The sequence below is a fragment of the Streptomyces sp. x-19 genome, from assembly GCF_046549115.1.
Classification (GTDB): Bacteria; Actinomycetota; Actinomycetes; order Streptomycetales; family Streptomycetaceae; genus Streptomyces; species Streptomyces albulus_C.
Map to the genome: position 1 here is coordinate 1 of NZ_JAJPWK010000040.1, position 18,653 is coordinate 18,653.

Annotated in this window: 14 protein-coding genes and 1 pseudogene; 12 read left to right on the forward strand and 3 right to left on the reverse strand. The window is 68.4% G+C overall.

Going from position 1 to position 18,653, the window contains the following annotated elements; all coding sequences use genetic code 11:
* Positions 1-131: 131 nt before the first annotated feature.
* Positions 132-425 (forward strand): integrase core domain-containing protein, encoded by a 294-nt coding sequence (locus ACLJT4_RS39775; protein WP_411129936.1) that lies wholly within the window; start codon positions 132-134, stop codon positions 423-425.
* 128 nt (positions 426-553) lie between these two features.
* On the opposite strand, the gene ACLJT4_RS39780 is transcribed toward ACLJT4_RS39775, so the two are convergent.
* Both ACLJT4_RS39780 and ACLJT4_RS39785 read right to left on the reverse strand, forming a co-directional pair.
* A complete protein-coding gene (locus tag ACLJT4_RS39780) occupies positions 554-1,105 on the reverse strand; it encodes an N-acetylmuramoyl-L-alanine amidase (RefSeq protein WP_411129937.1) in 552 nt (183 codons plus the stop codon).
* A 1,306-nt stretch (positions 1,106-2,411) separates the two neighbouring features.
* Positions 2,412-2,774, reverse strand: a complete 363-nt coding sequence (locus ACLJT4_RS39785; protein WP_411129938.1) for a hypothetical protein — start codon at positions 2,772-2,774, stop codon at positions 2,412-2,414.
* Positions 2,775-3,666: 892 nt separating this feature from the next.
* Here ACLJT4_RS39785 and ACLJT4_RS39790 point away from each other — a divergent pair.
* Entirely contained in the window at positions 3,667-4,404 is a 738-nt protein-coding gene (locus ACLJT4_RS39790; RefSeq protein ID WP_411129939.1) for a hypothetical protein, read from the forward strand.
* A 118-nt stretch (positions 4,405-4,522) separates the two neighbouring features.
* On the opposite strand, the pseudogene ACLJT4_RS39795 reads toward ACLJT4_RS39790, so the two are convergent.
* A pseudogene (locus ACLJT4_RS39795) lies at positions 4,523-5,081 on the reverse strand (AAA family ATPase); the annotation flags it as partial.
* A 330-nt stretch (positions 5,082-5,411) separates the two neighbouring features.
* Here ACLJT4_RS39795 and ACLJT4_RS39800 point away from each other — a divergent pair.
* The 10 genes from ACLJT4_RS39800 (at position 5,412) to ACLJT4_RS39845 (ending at position 18,653) form a co-directional block, all read left to right on the forward strand.
* A complete protein-coding gene (locus tag ACLJT4_RS39800) occupies positions 5,412-7,043 on the forward strand; it encodes a phage tail sheath family protein (RefSeq protein WP_411129940.1) in 1,632 nt (543 codons plus the stop codon).
* A 48-nt stretch (positions 7,044-7,091) separates the two neighbouring features.
* Entirely contained in the window at positions 7,092-7,541 is a 450-nt protein-coding gene (locus ACLJT4_RS39805; RefSeq protein ID WP_411129941.1) for a phage tail protein, read from the forward strand.
* A gap of 116 nt (positions 7,542-7,657) precedes the next feature.
* Positions 7,658-8,014 carry a hypothetical protein gene (locus tag ACLJT4_RS39810; protein ID WP_411129942.1) on the forward strand — a complete coding sequence of 119 codons (357 nt, stop codon included), beginning with the start codon at positions 7,658-7,660 and terminating at the stop codon, positions 8,012-8,014.
* Positions 8,011-8,172, forward strand: coding sequence for a DUF6760 family protein (locus tag ACLJT4_RS39815; RefSeq protein WP_411129943.1), 162 nt, complete (start codon positions 8,011-8,013; stop codon positions 8,170-8,172). The genes ACLJT4_RS39810 and ACLJT4_RS39815 overlap by 4 nt, the downstream gene beginning before the upstream one ends.
* A gap of 4,661 nt (positions 8,173-12,833) precedes the next feature.
* The gene (locus ACLJT4_RS39820) at positions 12,834-13,271 is read left to right on the forward strand and encodes a phage tail protein (protein ID WP_411129944.1); all 438 of its coding nucleotides are present in this window, start codon (positions 12,834-12,836) and stop codon (positions 13,269-13,271) included.
* 84 nt (positions 13,272-13,355) lie between these two features.
* Complete coding sequence (locus tag ACLJT4_RS39825; RefSeq protein ID WP_411129945.1) at positions 13,356-14,051, forward strand: LysM peptidoglycan-binding domain-containing protein; 696 nt, start codon at positions 13,356-13,358, stop codon at positions 14,049-14,051.
* A gap of 48 nt (positions 14,052-14,099) precedes the next feature.
* Positions 14,100-15,899 carry a VgrG-related protein gene (locus ACLJT4_RS39830; RefSeq protein ID WP_411129946.1) on the forward strand — a complete coding sequence of 600 codons (1,800 nt, stop codon included), beginning with the start codon at positions 14,100-14,102 and terminating at the stop codon, positions 15,897-15,899.
* 45 nt (positions 15,900-15,944) lie between these two features.
* Complete coding sequence (locus ACLJT4_RS39835; RefSeq protein ID WP_411129947.1) at positions 15,945-16,235, forward strand: PAAR domain-containing protein; 291 nt, start codon at positions 15,945-15,947, stop codon at positions 16,233-16,235.
* Positions 16,236-16,240: 5 nt separating this feature from the next.
* Positions 16,241-16,711: a GPW/gp25 family protein gene (locus ACLJT4_RS39840; protein WP_411129948.1), complete on the forward strand. Its 471-nt coding sequence runs from the start codon at positions 16,241-16,243 to the stop codon at positions 16,709-16,711.
* Complete coding sequence (locus ACLJT4_RS39845; protein WP_411129949.1) at positions 16,698-18,653, forward strand: putative baseplate assembly protein; 1,956 nt, start codon at positions 16,698-16,700, stop codon at positions 18,651-18,653. The genes ACLJT4_RS39840 and ACLJT4_RS39845 overlap by 14 nt, the downstream gene beginning before the upstream one ends.

Below are 18,653 nucleotides of genomic sequence, written 5' to 3' on the forward strand. Positions count from 1 at the left end.
CGCGTCGAGGGCCGCCCCGGCGACTTCATCGGCGACCGCCCTGTCAACTCCGTCATCCAACCCGCTGGCCGTCCCACAGCACACCCCTCTGATCAGGAGTGTTGCAACGACTGGTTGAACCCAGGCAATACGTGTCAATTCGCTATGCCGACCGGCTCGCCGACATCGGCGCCTCCGCGTCCGTCGGCTCCGTCGCGGATAGCTATGACAACGCGATGGCCGAGGCGCTGAACGGCACCTTCAAGGCCGAGCTGATCGAGATGCAGGGCCCCTGGAAGGACGGCGACGAGGTCGAGCGAGCGGTCTTCCAGTGGGTCACGTGGTACAACGAAGAACGTCTCCACTCCGCACTCGACTACGTACCGCCCAGCGAGTACGAACGAGACTTCCGGCGGAGCCAGGAGCAAACCCCGCAGTCCGCCTGAAACAACACCGCCGGACTCTACGAAACTCGGGGCAGCTCACTGTTGTGAAAGGGGGTTGGAAAGAGTCCTCTCCGTCGAAGGGTGCGGGCGCTGTCCGCGCTACCGGCGTGGGCCGGTGCTGCTCTTCCCTATGCGGCAAGCCGGCGGATTTCAGGCAAGACCAGATCGAGGTGCGCGCCGGGGCACAGGGTATTGAAGCCGTCGCGGTGGCCGGGAATGCGATGGAAGGTGATCTCGTCGCCGATCTCCCATGTGTCGCCCTGATAGTTGCCGCCTTGGGCCGCAGCCGGCAGGACAACTTGACTGTCAGGGATGTGACCGTGGTGGCGCATTTTCCATCCGGCCAGGTGAGCGATTGCGGCCTTGGCGACTGCGTCGACCGTCATGTCCTCAGTGTTGCCCAGCAGCGAAATGCTGCTGGTGTTCGTGTTGAAGCCATAGGTGTGCGCGGCACGGACCGCACGGTCGATACCGCCAGCTCGGCCCTCGAAGAGCGTGCCGAATTTGTCCACGAAGAAGTTGTATCCCACGTCGTTCCAGCCCAACTCCTGTACGTGATAGAGGAAAATGCTGCGCACTATCGCGGGGGAATCGGCGGGCGTGTAGTCGTTGATACCGGCAGTATGGTGGACGAAGATGGCCTTGGCGTCCGCCATGTACTCCGGCGGGTCCTGCACCATGCCTTCATCTGCTCCCCAGCCGGCGCGATCCACGAGTTGCGGCGGATTCCCGCGTCCCATACCTGGGCCGGGAGTGACCTGAGCCGGGCTTGCCCCAGGATCAACCAACGCGGTGGTCAGACCCGCAGGCAGATGGGCACTCGACAAGCTGGACTGGGCACGGAACTGAACGCCGTCGCTCGGTCCGGTCCATAGAGGTTCCGTACCGCCCCGATGTCCACCGGAGTCAGGCCTGTGGTCCAGGCCAGACAAATCCTGCCACCCGCTCCAGACGCCACGCAGGGAGCGGGTGCGCGCCTGAAGCCCAACGCCCATCGACTGGCGGGAATCCGGCCAGGTAACACCGATCAGCGAAAACGGTGCTGTACGCCTGGGCTCCATCGGTAGCCCAGCAGTCTCCAACACAGAGGTCGCCACACCGCGCCTGGCACCGGCAGCTGCGGCGGGTGTCGCCGCGAACGTTCCTGCAGCAACGCCCGCTGCTGCAGCAACAAGTGAACGCCGCGAAACGCCGCCCTCGGACCTGCGGCTCATCGAAGTCATCGTTCCTCCAAGCGTGGGTGGACATGCCCGCTCGATCACCTGCGGGCACCTGATAACCACGATCAAACCCAGCCGAAAGGCCAACCCTCCAGGGCCAAAGGTCCTGCAAGCCGATGCCCCCTGAATCTGCATCAATTTTCCGAAGCCACTTGTGACCCTGTTCCACGGTGCCACGTCATCAGCTGCGCCCAGCCGGGACCTTCGCCTCTACCTGGCGGCAACAAGGCGAGGCTCCATCAGTGGAGACGGCCACCGTGGGCAGACTATGTACTGCAACCTGGTTCTGGCGTCCGTCATCGGCCCCGCGCAAATCCCCCGTAACGACTGCGCGGGGCCGAGCCCCGTCTCCCACCGCTAGTGGTTGCCGTTCACGGCGACGCACCGCAGGCATTGCGTCCACCAGGGCGAAGTCGATGATCCGGGTCAGCTGTTGAGCGACGCTGAAGAGGTGCATGAAGGCGACGTGCTGGTTGTCGATGGGGCAAGGTGAAACACCCCGGCAGCCGTCAGGCCGCCGGGGGCGTCGTGAACGTGGTGTCGTTTTTTCGTCGTCACTCTGTCGCGTGCGTCTCGGTGATGGCGAGGCGGGTGGACGACTCGTCCACGATGCTCATCTCGTCGGCGAACACCGCGATGAGGGATTGCAAGGCGATGTTGTTGACCGAGCAGGGCAGCTCGGCTGGTCAGGTGAATCAGGTCGACGGCGTCGTTGGAGAACAGCAGGTGCGCTCATCGGGGAGTGGCTGCCCAACTGCCGTAGCGGTTATGACTGTGGGTGATGCATACCGACTCGCCTGTTTTCGGGCCGGTTACTTCTTCGCCTCGACCACGGGGGGGTGCAGGCTGACTTCGTCAACTCGACACCATTGTCGCCGAAGACCGCAAGGTTCAACGGCAGGAACGAACCGAGCTTGGCATCCTTCGAGACCTTGTACAGAACGTCGGGGTGGTAGGGGTTGCCTGCCTCACGGACAGGTCCTGCCACACGCCCTTGCCGTGCCCGGCGGTTGATGACCTCGCCGGAGTGCGGGGCCACTGGGCCGACGATCTCGGCCTGGGGCATGGCCATGTCGCTGTGCGAGTTGGTGAGCAGCTGGTTGCTATTGCTGATAACGATGCCGTGCACGAGGAACTCCTCGCCGGCGTGGACTCATCCGCAGACAGCGGGAAGGCATCAACGGCATGCGGCGCCGTAGCATTGGCAGACACCGGCCGTCACCCGCCACGTTATCGACACGGTGACGCGCTCCCTGCGACCACCGTGCGACGGCCCGGACCGGGCACGACCACCGCCCTCAGCGAGCGCCAGCGCTACACACTGCAACTGCTGGGCACAGGACTGTCCCACGCGGCCATCGCCGAGGAACTGGCACGACCGAGGGGCGGTCAAGGGACACGTGTCCCACATCCCAGTCCAGCCCGGCGCCGAGAACAGAGTGCAGGCCGTCCGTACCACCTATCGCTCCGGGTTGGCATAGCCCCGGCGCCGTGCGACTCCCCCGGTGTGCGTCCGGCCGCTGTGGTGAGCCAGTCCTGCTGCGATGCGGCACGGCAATAGCTTCCCCGGGAGTGGCCAGGGTTCCTGCCCTTGGCCGTCAGGCAGAAGTACCCCGCGAGACGCCAGGCAGCGCATCTCAGTCAACTTTTGCCCGACGACAAGGACAAATCCCACCTGATACAGCTATCTCTGACGTCCTGTTAGCGATCGTATGGCGGTACCCATGCCCCAGAGCGAACCAGTACAGATAATCCGGCGATTCCAGAATGGCCGGCAGCCCGTACGGCCTGCCACGGCCACCCCTCCAACAACTTGGCTCTCGCATGCCCAAAAGCCGGCGTCCCCTGACGTGGTCGGCGGGCTGTTCGTCCGTCAGCAGGAGAAGATCCGCCGGCGCAACCACCAGACACGGCACGAGGCACTCCGTGGGAAGGGAGCCCAGGCGGTGGCGGCAAAGGGGCGGCCGTTGCCGCCTGGAAGCGTGGTGCTACATCTGGGAGTTGTGCCCACCCTCTTCGAGATGATCCATGCCGCTCTCCCGGAGGCCCTCCAGGCGAAGGAGGTCAACTACGCCTTGCTTGCGGAGGAGTTGGCGCCGGATCGGCTAGCAGCAAAGGTTGCACGCTTCGTTGGCGCCGGCGAATATGTACTGCCCGTACTGGAGGGCAGCAGCGCCACATGGAGCTACCGGTGCCGAATCCGGGTTTCACTGGACCTGGCGGAACAACCCTCCCGTGTCACCGACCTGGCGAAGGCCGGCATGGGACACGCCTGGAGCTCGAACAGCGGTCTCACGCAGTCTCACGGTCGGACCACCGGCCCCACCTTCTCCGCTACCGGCACCGCCGGCACCCAGATGGGCCTCGGGCTTCCCGGCGGCAACGCGAACACCGGAGTCGCATACAAACGGGAGACCACAACGGGCTTCAGCCACAGCAGCGGACACGAGCGCTCTGACAACTTCACCTATCCCGAGGGCGCCACGGTCATCGACACTCATGCCGACCTCCGCGTGCGGATCGACTGGGACAAGCGCCCGCGCGCACTGGCTGCCTGGGCGCGAGGTCAGGCACACAAAGAACTCACCATGGACGGGCTGGGATGGTCCAGCTCCGACGGCGCTACTGCCAAGCTCCAAGACTTCCAAGACGTCTTCACCTCAGTACCGATCACATACGCCGCGCCCAGCGCACTGACCGGTCCGCACTCGACAGCGGGCGATCGGGACACACCCGACGATCGCGCCATCTGGGTCTAGGACGTTCCCCGTTCTTCGCTGCCCGATGCGCGGGGACCCACCCATGAGGAGCGGAACGCATCCGCGCGGAGCTGCAATTCACCACCCTGGGAGTCACGATGCACAGTGTCGCCCCGCCGATCTGTCTGGCGAGGATGGCGCAGGCGAGACTGTCACCGACCGCCGTCTGGATCAGGCGGCGCAACGGACGGGCTTCATACGCCGGCTCGTTGCCGTTCTCCACGAGCCAGCTCAGGGCGCGGTCGATGAACGTCCAGGGTGAGTCGGCGGTCGACCAGGCGGCGCTGGAGGTGATCCAGCTGGATCCGGGCGATCCGCTGGAGCTAGTCCGTGCCCAGCGGGTGAAAGGACACCAGGTCGTCGAGGCGGTAGAGGAACTCGGGGCGGAAGGCCGAACGAATGGTCTGAAGCACCTTCTCCTTCTTCTGCTCCTCCTTCAGCAACGGGCCCATCGGGAAGTTCGAGCCGAGGTTGGAAGTGAGGATGAGGATGGTGTTGCGGAAGTCGACGGTGCAGCACTGGCCGTCCGTGAGACACCCGTCGTCCAACACCTGGAGCAGGACGTCGAAGACCTCGTGGTGCACCTTCTCCACCTCGTCCAGCAGCACCACGTTGTACGGCCGGCGGCGGACCGCCTCGGTGAGCTGGCCACTCTCCTCGTAGCCGACGTAGCCGGGGGCGCGCCACCGCGGTCTTTCCGTATCACATCCTTCCCTGGCGGCCAAAAGTGGATCGGCCGGGGACCAGGGATGACAAATGCCTGGGGATCTCGTAGGAATGCCACATTCGATTGACACGGCGCTGACGCAGCAACAATGATTCTCAACAGAATCCGCTACTCGAGCCCGGCAATGGGCCAGCCGCACGGCAAGAGGCATCTATTCTCCATCACTGGCGGATGACCTGCACTCCCCTTTTCCTTACGGAAGATTTCCGGAGGGGCCCGAGGAATGCGCGGGACGCGATATCGATTCCCCATCGGGACAACTCACGAGAAGGAGCGCTGGATGGCTACCTATCTGTCTCCAGGTGTGTTTGTTGAAGAGACCGAAGGCGGCTCCCGGCCGGTGGAAGGCGTGGCCACTGCGGTCGCCGCGTTCGTCGGCTTCGCCGAACAGGGACCTCTCAACGAGCCTGTTCGCATCACCAACTGGAGCCAGTTCGCCAAGAATTTCGGTGACTTCCAGGAAGACTGCTATCTGGCGCACTCCGTCTACGGCTACTTCGCCAATGGCGGTGGCACCTGTTACGTCGTGCGGATCGGCAGTCAGTCGGCGGGCGGCGACGCCGTCGAGGGCTCCGCATCCGTGAGCGCCGCCCCCGCCCAAGTGCTTGGCGGTTTCCGGGTGGCAGCCCTGCCGGCCGCCGCCGGACGCAATCTCTCGATCGATGTGCAGCGCAAGCCGGCCGACCCCAAGACCAAGCGGACCGCGGGGACGACGAGCGCCGCGGACAAGCCGAAGGTGGCATCCAAGGACGGTGACGACGGCGCACCGGACACCGACGCCGGCGATCTCTTCACCTTCGCGGTGAAGGTGGACGGCACGATCGCCGAGACCTTCGACGTCTCCACCGACAAGGCGTCGCCCGTCTACGTGGTGACCCAGGTCAAGGAACGCTCCAAGTTCGTGACCGTGGACGAGGCCAAGACCACCGGCGCAGCGTTGGCGCTTCCCGACTCCACCACCCTGGCGCTGCCCGCCGGACCCGCCGCGGCGGAGGTCGCCACCCAGGACGTGGTCGGCCGCTACGTCGGCAAGGTCAACGACCGCTCGGGGCTTTCGGGCCTGGAGGCCATCGACGACGTGACTATGGTCGTCGCCCCCGACCTGATGGCGGGGTACCAGCGCGGTGCGGTCAGCCGCGAGCAGGTCAAGGCCATCCAGCTGGCCATGATCAACCACTGCGAGAACATGGCCAACCGGATGGCCATCCTCGACCCTCTGCCGGCCATGGGCCCGTCCGAGGTGTACGAGTGGCGCCAGAACGCAGCGGGCTTCGACTCCAAGTACGCCGCCCTGTACTACCCGTGGGTCCAGGTCGCCGACCCGGTCTCCGGCAAGGGCTTCCTGATGCCTCCGTCCGGCCATGTCGCGGGACTGTGGGCCCGGAACGACGAGGCCCGCGGCGTGCACAAGGCTCCGGCCAACGAGGTCGTGCGCGGTGCCCTCGACTTGGGCGTCCAGGTCACCAAAGGCGAGCAGGAACAGCTCAACCCCGCGGGCGTCAACTGCATCCGCAGCTTCCCCGGGCGCGGCATCCGCGTGTGGGGCGCGCGCACCCTGTCCAGCGATCCGGCCTGGCGTTACCTGAACGTCCGACGCCTCTTCAACTACCTGGAGGAGTCGGTCTACCTCGGCTCGCAGTGGGTGGTCTTCGAACCCAATGACGAGCGACTGTGGGCCACGGTGCGTCGCAACATTACCGCGTTCCTCACCAACGAATGGCGCAGCGGTGCCCTCTTCGGCAGCACGCCGGAAGAGGCCTTCTACGTCAAGTGTGATGCGGAGACCAACCCGCCCGAGGTCATCGACGCGGGGCAGATCATCTGCGAGATCGGTGTGGCGCCCGTGAAGCCGGCCGAGTTCGTGGTGTTCCGCATCGCGCAGGATTCGGCGTCGGGTTCCGCCGGCGAGTAGTCCACCTTACGCCCAACCAATCCCTGACAGAAAGCGAGAGTAATTTCCATGCCCGCTGAGAACAACGGTCACATCTTCCGGACCGGTTCCTTTACGTTCCAGATGGACGGCGTCCAGCTCGAAACTCTCAAGCGGGTCTCGGGGTTGCAGATTCGGGTCGAGCCCGTCCTCGTGAAGACCACGAACGGCCAGGGCCAGATCAAGACGCAGAAGTATGCCGGCAACCTGACTCCTCCGAGCATCACGCTCGTTCGGGGGATGGCGAAGAGCGACAAGCTCACCGCTTGGCTGAAGAACGCGGCGACGGACCCGGCCAACTGCGAGAAGGTGAACGCCAGCATCGTGTTCGCCCCGGCCGACAAGGGCAGCGACAAGATCACCGTCAACCTGGTCGGCGCATGGGTGAGCTCCTGGACGCCCGGCGACCTCGACGTCACCAACGAGAACCCGGTGGACGAGACGTTCATCCTTGAGTGCGACGAGGTCAAGATCTCGTGAGGCGCGGGCGCGTGGCTGAAGGGCCGCAGACACCATCCCCGTCAGGACTCTCGGCCAACGCGCCCACGCCCGTGGGCGGGGGCGCAGGACCCGAGCACAACCCTGCGCCCCTCCGCATGGAATTTCCTTTCACCCTGCCACGCGGCTACGTGGACAAGCAGGGAGTGGTCCATCGCGAGGGCACCATGCGCCTCTCGACGGCCCGCGACGAACTCATCCCGCTCAGCGACATGCGGGTCCGCGAGAACCCGGCCTATCTGTCAGTGGTGCTGTTGGGCCGACTGATCACCCGTCTCGGCGCGCTGACGAACGTCGACGCCGACATCGTCGAACGGTTCTTCGCAGTGGACCTCGCCTTCCTGCAGAAGTTCTACAGCAAGATCAACACCGATGGCACATCGCTCGCGTCAACGGTGTGCCCCGAGTGCCACCACGAGTTCGACGTGGACATGGGGAGCCGCCTGGGGGAATGACAACGTACGCGGCTAAGGACCTGCGCTCCGAGATCGCGTACATCGCCTACCACTTCCACTGGCCACACGGCGAGTTGCTCGACCTGGACCACGTCGAACGGCGCGGCTACCTCAGCCAGATCGCCACCATCAACCAACGCCTTGCAGAGGGGACTTGAGGACGATGCCGTACCGGATCTTCCGGTCGACCGACTGGGCTACGGGCGGGGCCCGCGCCACGGCCGCGCCGGCCGACACCGGCACGGTGCACGCAGCCCAGGTGACGGCCGATGCCGCGAAGCAACCAACACCCCCTGTGATCCTGCCTGGGCCGATCCATAGAGTCATTGCCGGCGAGTTGGGCACGATCACCGAGGTCCGGCGGACAACCGAGCACCTGGTCGCCTGGCACGACCACCGGATCGCCGGTGAGCTCACCACGCTGATCGACACCAATCCGCCAAGAGCGCTCCAGGCAACGGCAGGGCTGTGGGACACGACGAGGCTCCGCACACGCCGTCCCGCAGCCGAACTGTACTGGCGGCCGCGGCGCGAGGAGGAGTCTGGGAAGGTCGGAGTCGATCCCGCTTCCGCGACGACCCTACGCTCCGCAGACCGTCGACCGGAGCCGGGCGTGCGAGGCCGACGTCGTCGGTTCCGGCTCAGTAGCAAGAACTCTCGTCCGCCCCGTCGTCCTGCGGGGCATAACGACTCCCCCCCGGTGCTGCCCAGGGATACCCCGATCGCGGCCGTCGAGCGCGGTGCACAACGAGAGGAGGCAACAAGCGCCTCGGCCTTCGTCTCCCCGTCTGGGGAGCCCCGCGTTCCGGACCGCGTTGCACGATCAGTCACGACAACACCGCTCCCCAACCAGCTGGTTGAACGTCACGAGGAGGTAGACCCCGCTCCGTCTCCTCTTCCTTCGTCCTCGCCCTCCCCCACCGCCGGCACAGTGTGGACTCCGGGTACTCGACAACCGCTCATGCGCTGGGCCCGGACCGCACTCGCCCCTCGGCTACGCAGACATCGCAAGACCGGGCCGGCACAGCCGTCAGAGGGGCGGCAGTTGTCGCCCACCCCGCAGCCGGAACCGATATCGGAATCGACGGCAGTCGAACCCAGCGCTGTTGTCGGCAAGCCAACGTTCCCCGACGCCGCCCCGTCCACCTCCGGCCTGACGCTGTCCCGAGCCGCCTCGACGGCCGCACACCCGCCCGGTTCCCCGGCACGCGACGCGGCTTCCGCTCCGGCTGCGGTACGGACCGAAGAACCGTCCCGAGCCCGTGTCGAGGAGCCGGTGGCTGGAACGGCTGCTGCCGACCTTGCGGCAGCGGCCCACACCCCGGGTCCCACCGAAGCGTCCGCATCCGCGGCGCTGCGGCGGGTCACGGCATCGGCGCGCCCGACGCCTCGGGCACCCCAGCGAGCCGCATCCCCCAACCTTCCCGGCACGCCCCCCTCATCCACGGGGGAAGGGCACGTCGAGCAAGCACATGCCTGGGGCCAGCACGTCGCCGCGTCCACCGGCCCGGTAGCCGAGCCCAACGCGGCAAGCAGTCAACAGCCACGGCCGACCGCACCGGGGCCGATTTCACCCGAAGCCGCCTCCGCGCGAGGTCATGCGGCACCCCCTGCTCGGTTGGACACGGTCAAACGTCCCGACCAGGCGTCGGAGCAGACGACAAGTGCGAGCGCGTCGAAGCCGGTGCGCGCCCAGCAGCACCTCGCTCGTACCGCCCGCACCGCACTTTCCACTGGCGTCCGGAACGACCACGAGCAAGCCCCGACAGTCAGCAAGCGCATCCCTGCTGGCCCACCCCGCACTACGAAATCAACGGACGACACCCGGGAGGCCCTGGCCAGCACCCCCATGACCCCCTACCCGCAGGGCTCCACGCCATCGGACTCCGCAACACCAGTCGAGCCCAGGGGCGTTCCCGCAACCGGTACAGCGGGCGCACATCCCACCTCCCCGAGTGCCCCGAGCACGGACGTGTCGCAAGACGTCGCCGAGCCGTGCAACACGACCCCTCCCGCCTCCACGCCCGTCGACCAACACCCGTTGCACGCCCCCGCCACCAGAGGGGAATCGCGTGCAGCCGCGCCGCGACTCGACGACCAGCAGCCCCGTGCGTCGGCCAACGTTGCCGCACCGACAGCTCCCGACGAACAGGCCGTCGACAGCCAGGCCGCAGCCATGGGCGCCCCGTCACACGTCCCGGCCACGACAGATCCGGCCCCTGGAGGAGTTAACCACTCCCCCGAGCAGGCATGGCATACGGCCGCCTCCGGCGAGGAGTCGTCCACCACTGTCGCGGCCGATCCCGCCCCGGCGGCAGGCCGGCACGTGCCTCTGCACACGGATCAGCCCGCGCACCCGACCCCGGAGCAGCTTCCCCTCATGCAGCGCTCCGGTCCGCGTTCCGGGGTGCCTCGTACGAAGCACCCCGGAACGCACAACTCCCGAAGCGCGGTCCCTGACGGGACGAAGGCACGTCCTGCACAGGATGCCGCGGCATCGCACGACCGCGGTCCCCGGCCGGCCGAGCAGGCGCAGGTACGCGCCGAGCAACATCCCGGCACGCCCCGGAACCTGCCCACGCCCGACAACGTATCGGTCACGGGCCCGCACCTGAGCGGCACGTCTGAGCCGGTGACCGGCGCCACTGAAATCGTCATCGACCGTCCCTCACCCGCAGCCCAACCCCCTCGGGCCAAGAACCCGAACGCGGCCCTGACACGTGCGGCTTCGGCCGCCGATGAGACCGCCATTCCCGGCCGCCTGTCCAAGGCACCTCGGGCCGGCCAGGCCGCGCCCCCACAGACACCGGAGCTCGCGGACAACGCCGCGCGACGTCTCCCGCTAGCCAAGAAGTCCGGGCGACCTGACTGGCATTCAGAGACGACTCGCACCGCGCCGGACGCGGACTCCGTTCCCGACGGCCAACAGGACAACCCGGTCTCCACGGACAACACGACTGCCGCGCCCGAGCACCACGGCGTTCCCGCCGTCCATGGCAGGGCGTCCCAGGGGCGTGCCCAAGATGCCCCTGGTCAGCAGACGCGACCGTCCCAAGCCCGGCGCGACCCGGATGGCACGCACACCGATCCTCAACTCGCGCCCGGTGGGCGGCACGACTGCAGCGCGCCATCCGGGACCGCCGTGCGGGCGCCACAGGCACGCCCTTCCTCAACCGATACCCCTGAAGCCCGAGGTTCGGAGGCCGATCACGGAACGCACCTTCACCCAGGCACCGACCGTGCGCAGGCTGCGGTTTTCCCCCGGGCCACCGGCATTCCGCACCACGTCAACGGCGACAGCACGCAACCCACCGCGCCCACACCCCCGTACGCGTCGGGAGCGGGGGCCCATACAGCGGTGCCCCTCCACGTGCACAGCCCCGCGTCATGCGGCCCGGGTGGCCTGCCGCTGGCTCCGTCGTCCGGTGCGAACGCCGGCCGAGCCACACGAGGGCGGGCACCCGCCGACGCCCGCACCACTCCCGCCCTCGGCCCGCACACCGAGGGGCGTCCCCCTTCCGCTTCCGGGCTCGTTGAAGCCGGGCCGTCTGGGTCCAGTCAGGCGCTCGCCACCCCGCGCGCCGACTCCATCGCCCACGTCCCAAGCCCACAGGAGCGGACGGGACCGGGCCATCGGCACACACCCGAGGCTCATCAGGTCGGGCAGGACGTCCTCTCGGCCACCACCAAGGCCGGACTCGACCCGCGTGCCACCGACGGCACAGGCGACATCACTCCGGATCGACGCCTGTCCGCAGGAAGCCAAGACACCCCACCGCAGACCCATTCGGCACAGCCAACGCGAGGATCTGAAGCGGGGCTGTCCCGTGCGTCGAAGCCCCCGGCTACCGTCGAACCTGGCCCCACAGACTCGCCGCACGCCGCACGACAACCTCGGTCTACGGCCCACGGCGAGGTCCGGGGGCCGGCAGAGCAGAACGTCCGTCCGCTTACCAGTGCGCCAGCGGCACCGCTGCATTCCTGGCCGGTGGTAAGGCCCGCGTATGCGGAGGCGCCTTGGCAAGAGCCAGTACCGCTGCGCTCGGCGACACCGGGCAACGTCAGTGCGTGGGATCCGGTGCCAACGAAAACTCGGAGTCAGCGGGCCGGCCCCGCTGCCGCTGAGGCAGCGACCGACCTGCCGGGCAAGGGCGTTGCGGCCTCTGCGAGCCCGCCCGCGCCCTCGATGCCACGGCCGGGGGAACACGTACCTTCGGGCAACGCGATCTCCGCTCCCAAGTCCTGGCAGCCATCAACCCCTTCTCTCCTTCTCCCCACCACAGCTCCTCGCCACATAGCCCCCCTCCATACCGACCCCCACACCAACCGCCGTCCCGACACCAAAACCACCACGTCCACCACCCGCACCACCGTCCAGCATGGTGGAGCCGCCCGCCTCTCAATGCCCAATGCGCTGCCCTGCGCCTGGGCCCTGATGCCATTCGCGCCGCCCCAACCCGGGACCGTTCCCGGGGACCAGGGCAACCGACGGCCGGAACGGGAAGGGGCAGGGGAACGGCAGCCGGCAAGTCAGTGGGCTCCAGCCCAAGGCCGGCAGAACCAAGGAGCGGCTACCGGTCACCCCGTCTTCCGGCAGATCGGCGCGCACGCGCCCGAGCCGCGCGGCCGTGCCACGGGCGTCTCCTCGACGCTAGCTTCCGAACCGACGGCGAGCACGGGGGCCCCAACTACCCTGCCTGGCTGGGGCATTCCCCCCGGGATCCTCCAAGCGGAATGCAAGGCGCCGCACACGGACACAGGCCTCGAAGGCCGCTAAAGGCTCCCATCGCAACCAACGGAAAGGAGGTCCAGGCACCTCATGGCCAAGGACCCGACGGCGATAACGGTGAACCGGTTCTCGCTCACCATCGACGGCAAGGACCTCGGGCTCTTCACCCGGTGCAGCGGGCTGGCTCTGTCGGTTGAGGTGGACGAGGTCGTCGAGGGCGGTATCAACGAGTCCCCGGTGCACCTCAACACCCGCATCAGATATGCGCCGTTGGTGGTGACCCGTCCGGTAGCCGCAGCCACCATGGACCTGTGCCAGTGGGTCCAGGAATCGGTGCGCAGGCCGGACCGGCTGACCGGCCAGATCTCCTGCCTGGGCACCAACGGCGAGGAAGTGGCCAAGTGGGAGCTTCGGGACGTAGTGCCCGTGGCGTGGCGGGGGCCGACGTTGGACGCCGGCAGTGCCGGCATCGCCACGGAGGAGATCGAGTTCGTCCACGGCGGTTTCTTCCGCCAGGGCGGCGCGTAGTCCACCCCATCCCCGCAGGTGTCAGCTCACCTGCACCCACGTACGAGCGAGCAGCACGAGCAAGAAGGACTAGAAGGAGGGGCCATGCCGGAGAAGAAGATGGTGAAGGCCACCCTGGAGATCTATGCGCCGCCAACCGGTGGGCAGTCGGGGCCGGGCGGGCTGACCGACCAGATCGAGTTCCAGTTCAACCCGGCAGAACTCTCGTTGGTCAAGGAGGTGTCCTGGGCGCGGCACAACGCCCGGCTGGCGCAGCACACGTCGGTACCGGAGTTCACCGGCAGTCGGCCGCGGGTGCTCGCCATGTCCGTGGTGCTCGATGACAAGGACACTAAGGGCAAGTCCGTGGACGCTCGGGTCAGTACGCTGCTGGGCTGCTGCACGCCCACCGAGGGCAGCCGCTTCGACGACCGCCCCTCGCCTCCTTGGGTCAGGTTCCGCTGGGGCGGGTTCGAGTCGGTGTCCTTCGTCGCGTTCCTCGGTGGGGTCAAGGCGACGTACACCCGCTTCTCCGCGGACGGCGTACCGCTGCGAGCGGTGTGTGAGATCACCCTGGAGGAGATAGGCATGACGACGGCGGGGCAGAACCCGACGTCTGGTTCTCCCTCGTCACGGCGGTCCCATGTCGTCGTTCGGGGCGACTCGCTGCCGTCCGTCGCCTTCGCCAGCACCGGGTCGACGCAGTACCGTGCGATCGCCGAGCTCAACGGCATCACCGACGTATCGAAGATCGAGCCCGGTCAGGTCCTGTTGCTGCCAGGCGCCGCCGACAATCACTGACTGTCGAACGACTGGCTGTCTGCCCAACCGAGGGGACTGCGCACGAACATGACTAGACGTCACACAACGGGACTGGGTATCTGGATCAGCGGCCGACGTCTGCCGCCCGCCTGTGACACCGCCCTCGCCTGGGCGCGCGTGGAGGAGAACGGCCGTGCCTCGGCCTCCGCCGAACTCGGCTTCCGGGGCCCGCAGGGATCCGCGCTCCTGGCCGGGGGTGACATCGACCTGGGCAGCGCGGTGCGGCTGACCGCCTTTGCCGCGGACGGCGGGCACGCCCTCTTCGAGGGCGAGGTGACCGACTGTGAGGCCCGCGCGTCGGCGGAGGCCGGGGCGGCGGGCGGCGGGGTGTTCACCGTGGTGCGCGCCGAGGATCACGCGCACCGGTTGCGGCGCGGCGCGCGGGTCCTTGCCTATCACCAGATGTCGGCCGGGGAGATCGTCGAGGAGGTGGCGAAGTTGACGGGGGTGCCCACTGGAACCGTCGACCGCACCGGGCCGAAGTACCCGTTCCTGTCCCAACCGGCCATGTCCGACTGGGATTTCCTGGCCCACCTTGCCCGGGAGAACGGGTGCGAGCTGTTTTTCCGGGAAGGCAAGCTACACTTCGCCCGGCCGACACAAGCCACGGACGGGCCGGCGAAGGGCACCCCGTCCCGGCAGAGCCCGTACGCCTTGGAATTCGGCGAGAACCTGGTGCAGGTCTCGTCCGTGGCGTCCCTGTGTGAGCAGGTGACCGAGGTGGCGGTGCGCACCTGGGACCCCGAGCTCAAGGAGCCCTTCACCGCACGGCGCAAGCCGGACGGGTCTCCGAGGCGGGACGTGGCGTGGCGGGCGACGCCGGGTGCGGTACGCGGGGAACCGCTGTTGCTGGCGGGACTGCCGCGCGGCACCCAGCACGAGGCCGAGCAGGTCGCGGAGGCCATGGCGCAGGAGGTGAGCGCGGGGCTGACCCGGCTGCGGGCGGTCGTCCGGGGCGAGCCGCGGCTGCGGCTCGGGGCCGCGGTGGCCCTCGGCGGGTTGGGCCCACGGTTCCAGGGGCGCTACACCGTGACCGGTGTCTGTCATGAATACCACCCGGAATCAGGCTATTTGACGTCCGTCACGGTCGATGAGGGGGCAGACCGGCTCCGCGTCGGTCGCCCGGGGGACAGCGAGGCGGGGCTGCGCCGCTTCCACGGACTCCACCCGGGCAAGGTCGTCGACATCAAGGACGAGCAGAGGCGGGGCCGGGTCAAGGTGCAACTGCCGTGGCTGGACGCGGACTACGAGAGCGACTGGGCGCGCACGGTGCAGCTCAGTGGCAGCGGCGGTCACGGCGTCGTGCTGCCGGAAGTGGGCGAGGAGGTGCTGGTCGGCTTCGAGGACGGCTGCCTGGACCGACCGTACGTGGTGGGCGGGCTCTACAACGGAGTCGACCAACTCGCCGTACATCGGCTCGACTTGGTCGACAAGAGCAAGGGCAAGGCCAACCGGCGGTCGTTCGCCTCGAAGGAGGGGCACCGCCTGGAGCTGCTGGACGCGGGCAGCCCGGGCATGGGGGCCACCCTGATCACCGGCGACGGCAAGCTCCGGCTCCAGTTGGACCAGCACAACACGCTGATCTCGGTGCACAGCGACGGCAGTGTGGAGATCTCCGCCAAGCGCGGCATCACCGTGGACGCGGGGCAGGCGCCGCTGGAACTGAAGGGCCAGAAGGTCACGGTCAGCGCTCAGCAGGGCCTTCAGCTCTCCGGAACCAAGGTCGAGGTTTCTGGTACCGACGTCCAGCTCAGCGCCGCCGCGAAGATGAAGGTCTCGGGCAGCGCCCTCGCCGAGATCTCGGCCGCCCTCGTAAAGATCAACTGACCTTATGCCAGGGGGCGTTGCCCTCGCAGAGAGGAGTGCACGACCATGCCTGCTGCCGCACGCATAGGGGATCCGACCGCGCACGGCGCCGCGGCCGGAGTAGTGACAGGTCCACCGATGGCGGCCAACGTCCTGATAGGCGGTCAACCGGCCGTCGTGGCCGGCGCGTTGGCCACCTGCCTGGGGCCCGTCCACATACCGCCGATACCGCCGGTTCCGGTCGTCGCCGCGCGCAAGGTGTTGATCGGCGGCATGCCGGCCGCGGCGATGGGCGACACCCTCGGCTGCGGCGGCATGATCGTGGCCGGCTGCCCGACCGTCGTGATCGGCGGTTGAGCGCCGTGTCTGACATCTTCATCGGTCGGGGCTGGGCCTTCCCCCTGGGTGTCAGCCCGTCCGGCGGGGTGGCGATGGCCGAGGGCTCCGCCGACGTGGAGCAGGCGATCCGGCTCGTCCTGGGCACCGAACCGGGCGAGCGGCCCATGCGGCCGGAGTTCGGCTGCGCCATCCGCGACCGGGTCTTCGGCTCCTTCGACGCGTCCACCAGCGGTGCCATCGCGCACGAAGTACGGCGGGCCCTGGAGCGCTGGGAGCCGCGGATCGCGGTGGAGGACGTGCGCGTGGTGCAGGCCGCCGAGCACCAGGAGGTCCTGGACATCCACGTCGGGTACCGCCTGGCCGGCACCAACAGCCGTCGCAATCTGGTCCATCCGTTCTACGTGATCCCCGCCCACGACGGCGCGGGAGCGCACCTCGATCAGCAACTCGACGCCTCGCGGACGTCGAGGAGGGAAGACGATGTCGCTGCCTAGCCCCCACCTGGACGACCGCAGGTTCCAGGACCTCGTCGACGACGCCAAGCGGTTCATCCAGCGCCGTTGCCCGGAGTGGACCGATCACAACGTCTCCGACCCGGGTGTGGCGCTCATCGAGGCGTTCGCGCAGATGGTCGACCAACTGTCGTACCGGCTCAACCGGGTCCCCGAGAAGGTCCACCTGGATTTCCTGGATCTCCTGGGCGTGCAGCTGACGGCCCCTCAAGCCGCCTATACCAAGCTGACGTTCCGCCTCTCGGCACCGCAGGAAGCCGACATCTGGGTACCGGTGGGGACCGAGGTGGCCACGCCGCGCACGGGTAGCGCGCCCGCCCATGTCTTCACCGTCGACCGGGAGTTGCAGATCTTCTCGACCGCGCTGCGACAGATCGGCACGGCGTCGGCCGCGCAGCCGCCCGAGTTGGTCACCGAACGCTTCCTGGCGGGAGAGCCGGTGACCTGTTTCGCGCAGCCGCCGGCGCCCGGTGACACCCTGCTGATCGGCCTGTCGCAGGCGGCCCCGCGCTGCGCGGTGGCACTGCGGGTGGACTGCCGGTTGGACGGGGTGGGTGTCGACCCCCGCCGTCCGCCGCGGGTCTGGGAGGCATGGTGCGGGGAAGGCTGGGTGGCCTGTGAGGTCGAGAGCGACGAGACGGGGGGCCTGAACCGGCCCGGCGAGATCGTGCTGCACCTGCCCGAGGGACACACCGCCTCACTCATCGGGCGGCGCCGCGCGGGCTGGCTGCGCTGCCGGGTCACAGAGGCCGGGCCCGGTCGGCCGGCGTACTCCTCCTCCCCCACGGTGGGCGCCCTGGAGGCGTACACCCTCGGTGGAACCACCGACGCGGTGGAGGGCGAGACCGTGCCGCGCGACGAACTCGGCGTCTCGGACGGCACGCCGGGGCAGTCCTTCGCGCTCCACCGCACCCCGGTGGCCGCCGGGTCGCTGCGCACGGTGTCGGTGGAGAGCAAGAGCGGTCGGCAGGTGTGGCGGGCGGTCCCCTCGTTCGCCGACTCCTCGCCGACCGACCGGCATGTGACGGTGGACGAGGTGAGCGGCACCGTGCGGTTCGGCCCGTCCGTGCGGCAGCCGCACGGGGAGATGCGCCAGTACGGTGCGGTGCCGGAGATCGGCGCCCGGATCACGGCGGGTTCCTACCGGCGCGGCGGTGGCCGAGCCGGCAATGTGGCCGCCGGCACTCTGACCGTGCTGCGCACCCCGGTCGCGCTGGTCTCCCGGGTGGCGAACCGCGGCGCCGCCACCGGCGGAGTGGACGCCGAGTCGCTGGAGAACGTCCGGCGGCGGGCCGGGCACTGGTTGCGCACGCAGGACCGTGCCGTGACCGCCCGCGACTACGAGTCGATCGCTGCGGCGGCCTGCCGCGAGGCGGGCCGGATCGAGTGCGTGGCCGAGCCTGCGGGCCCCGAACGTGCCGGACTGGTAAGGATTTTGATTGTTCCTCAGGTATCTGACGTGCGCGACGAGGACAGTTGGCGCGAGTTGCTGCCCTCCGAGACACTGCTGGCCGGTGCCGCCCGAGCCGTGGAAGCAGCCCGTCCGCTGGGGGTGTCGGTGTCCGTCAGCGGCCCCGCGTACCAGGGGGTGACGGTCGTCGCCGAGGTGGAGGCGGTCAAGGGCGCGGACCGGCAGGAGGTCCGGGAGCGAGTGCTGCGCGCGCTGTACGAGTGCCTGAGTCCGCTGCCGTCCGCACACGGCGACGAGCCCCGCTCGGGCTGGCCACTGGGGCGGGCGCTGCGGCTGAGCGATCTGTACGCGGTCAGCGCGCGCTGCGAAGGCGTGGAGTCGGTGGCCAAGCTACAGATGTATCCGGCCGACCTCGGCACGGGCGAGCGGCAGGCCCCTACCGACCGGATCGAGATCGGTTCGGCGACGCTGTTCCTCTCCTTCCGCCACCAAGTGGCCGTGAAGAACCGCTAG

What these genes read in the sequence shown, in the direction of transcription:
- ACLJT4_RS39815 (WP_411129943.1), top strand. Translation starts at nt 8,011, where the DNA reads ATGACAACGTACGCGGCTAAGGACCTGCGCTCCGAGATCGCGTACATC.
- ACLJT4_RS39800 (WP_411129940.1), top strand. Translation starts at nt 5,412, where the DNA reads ATGGCTACCTATCTGTCTCCAGGTGTGTTTGTTGAAGAGACCGAAGGC.
- ACLJT4_RS39805 (WP_411129941.1), top strand. Translation starts at nt 7,092, where the DNA reads ATGCCCGCTGAGAACAACGGTCACATCTTCCGGACCGGTTCCTTTACG.
- ACLJT4_RS39790 (WP_411129939.1), top strand. Translation starts at nt 3,667, where the DNA reads ATGATCCATGCCGCTCTCCCGGAGGCCCTCCAGGCGAAGGAGGTCAAC.
- ACLJT4_RS39830 (WP_411129946.1), top strand. Translation starts at nt 14,100, where the DNA reads ATGACTAGACGTCACACAACGGGACTGGGTATCTGGATCAGCGGCCGA.
- ACLJT4_RS39810 (WP_411129942.1), top strand. Translation starts at nt 7,658, where the DNA reads ATGGAATTTCCTTTCACCCTGCCACGCGGCTACGTGGACAAGCAGGGA.
- ACLJT4_RS39845 (WP_411129949.1), top strand. Translation starts at nt 16,698, where the DNA reads ATGTCGCTGCCTAGCCCCCACCTGGACGACCGCAGGTTCCAGGACCTC.
- ACLJT4_RS39825 (WP_411129945.1), top strand. Translation starts at nt 13,356, where the DNA reads ATGCCGGAGAAGAAGATGGTGAAGGCCACCCTGGAGATCTATGCGCCG.
- ACLJT4_RS39835 (WP_411129947.1), top strand. Translation starts at nt 15,945, where the DNA reads ATGCCTGCTGCCGCACGCATAGGGGATCCGACCGCGCACGGCGCCGCG.
- ACLJT4_RS39780 (WP_411129937.1), bottom strand. Translation starts at nt 1,105, where the DNA reads ATGGTGCAGGACCCGCCGGAGTACATGGCGGACGCCAAGGCCATCTTC.
- ACLJT4_RS39820 (WP_411129944.1), top strand. Translation starts at nt 12,834, where the DNA reads ATGGCCAAGGACCCGACGGCGATAACGGTGAACCGGTTCTCGCTCACC.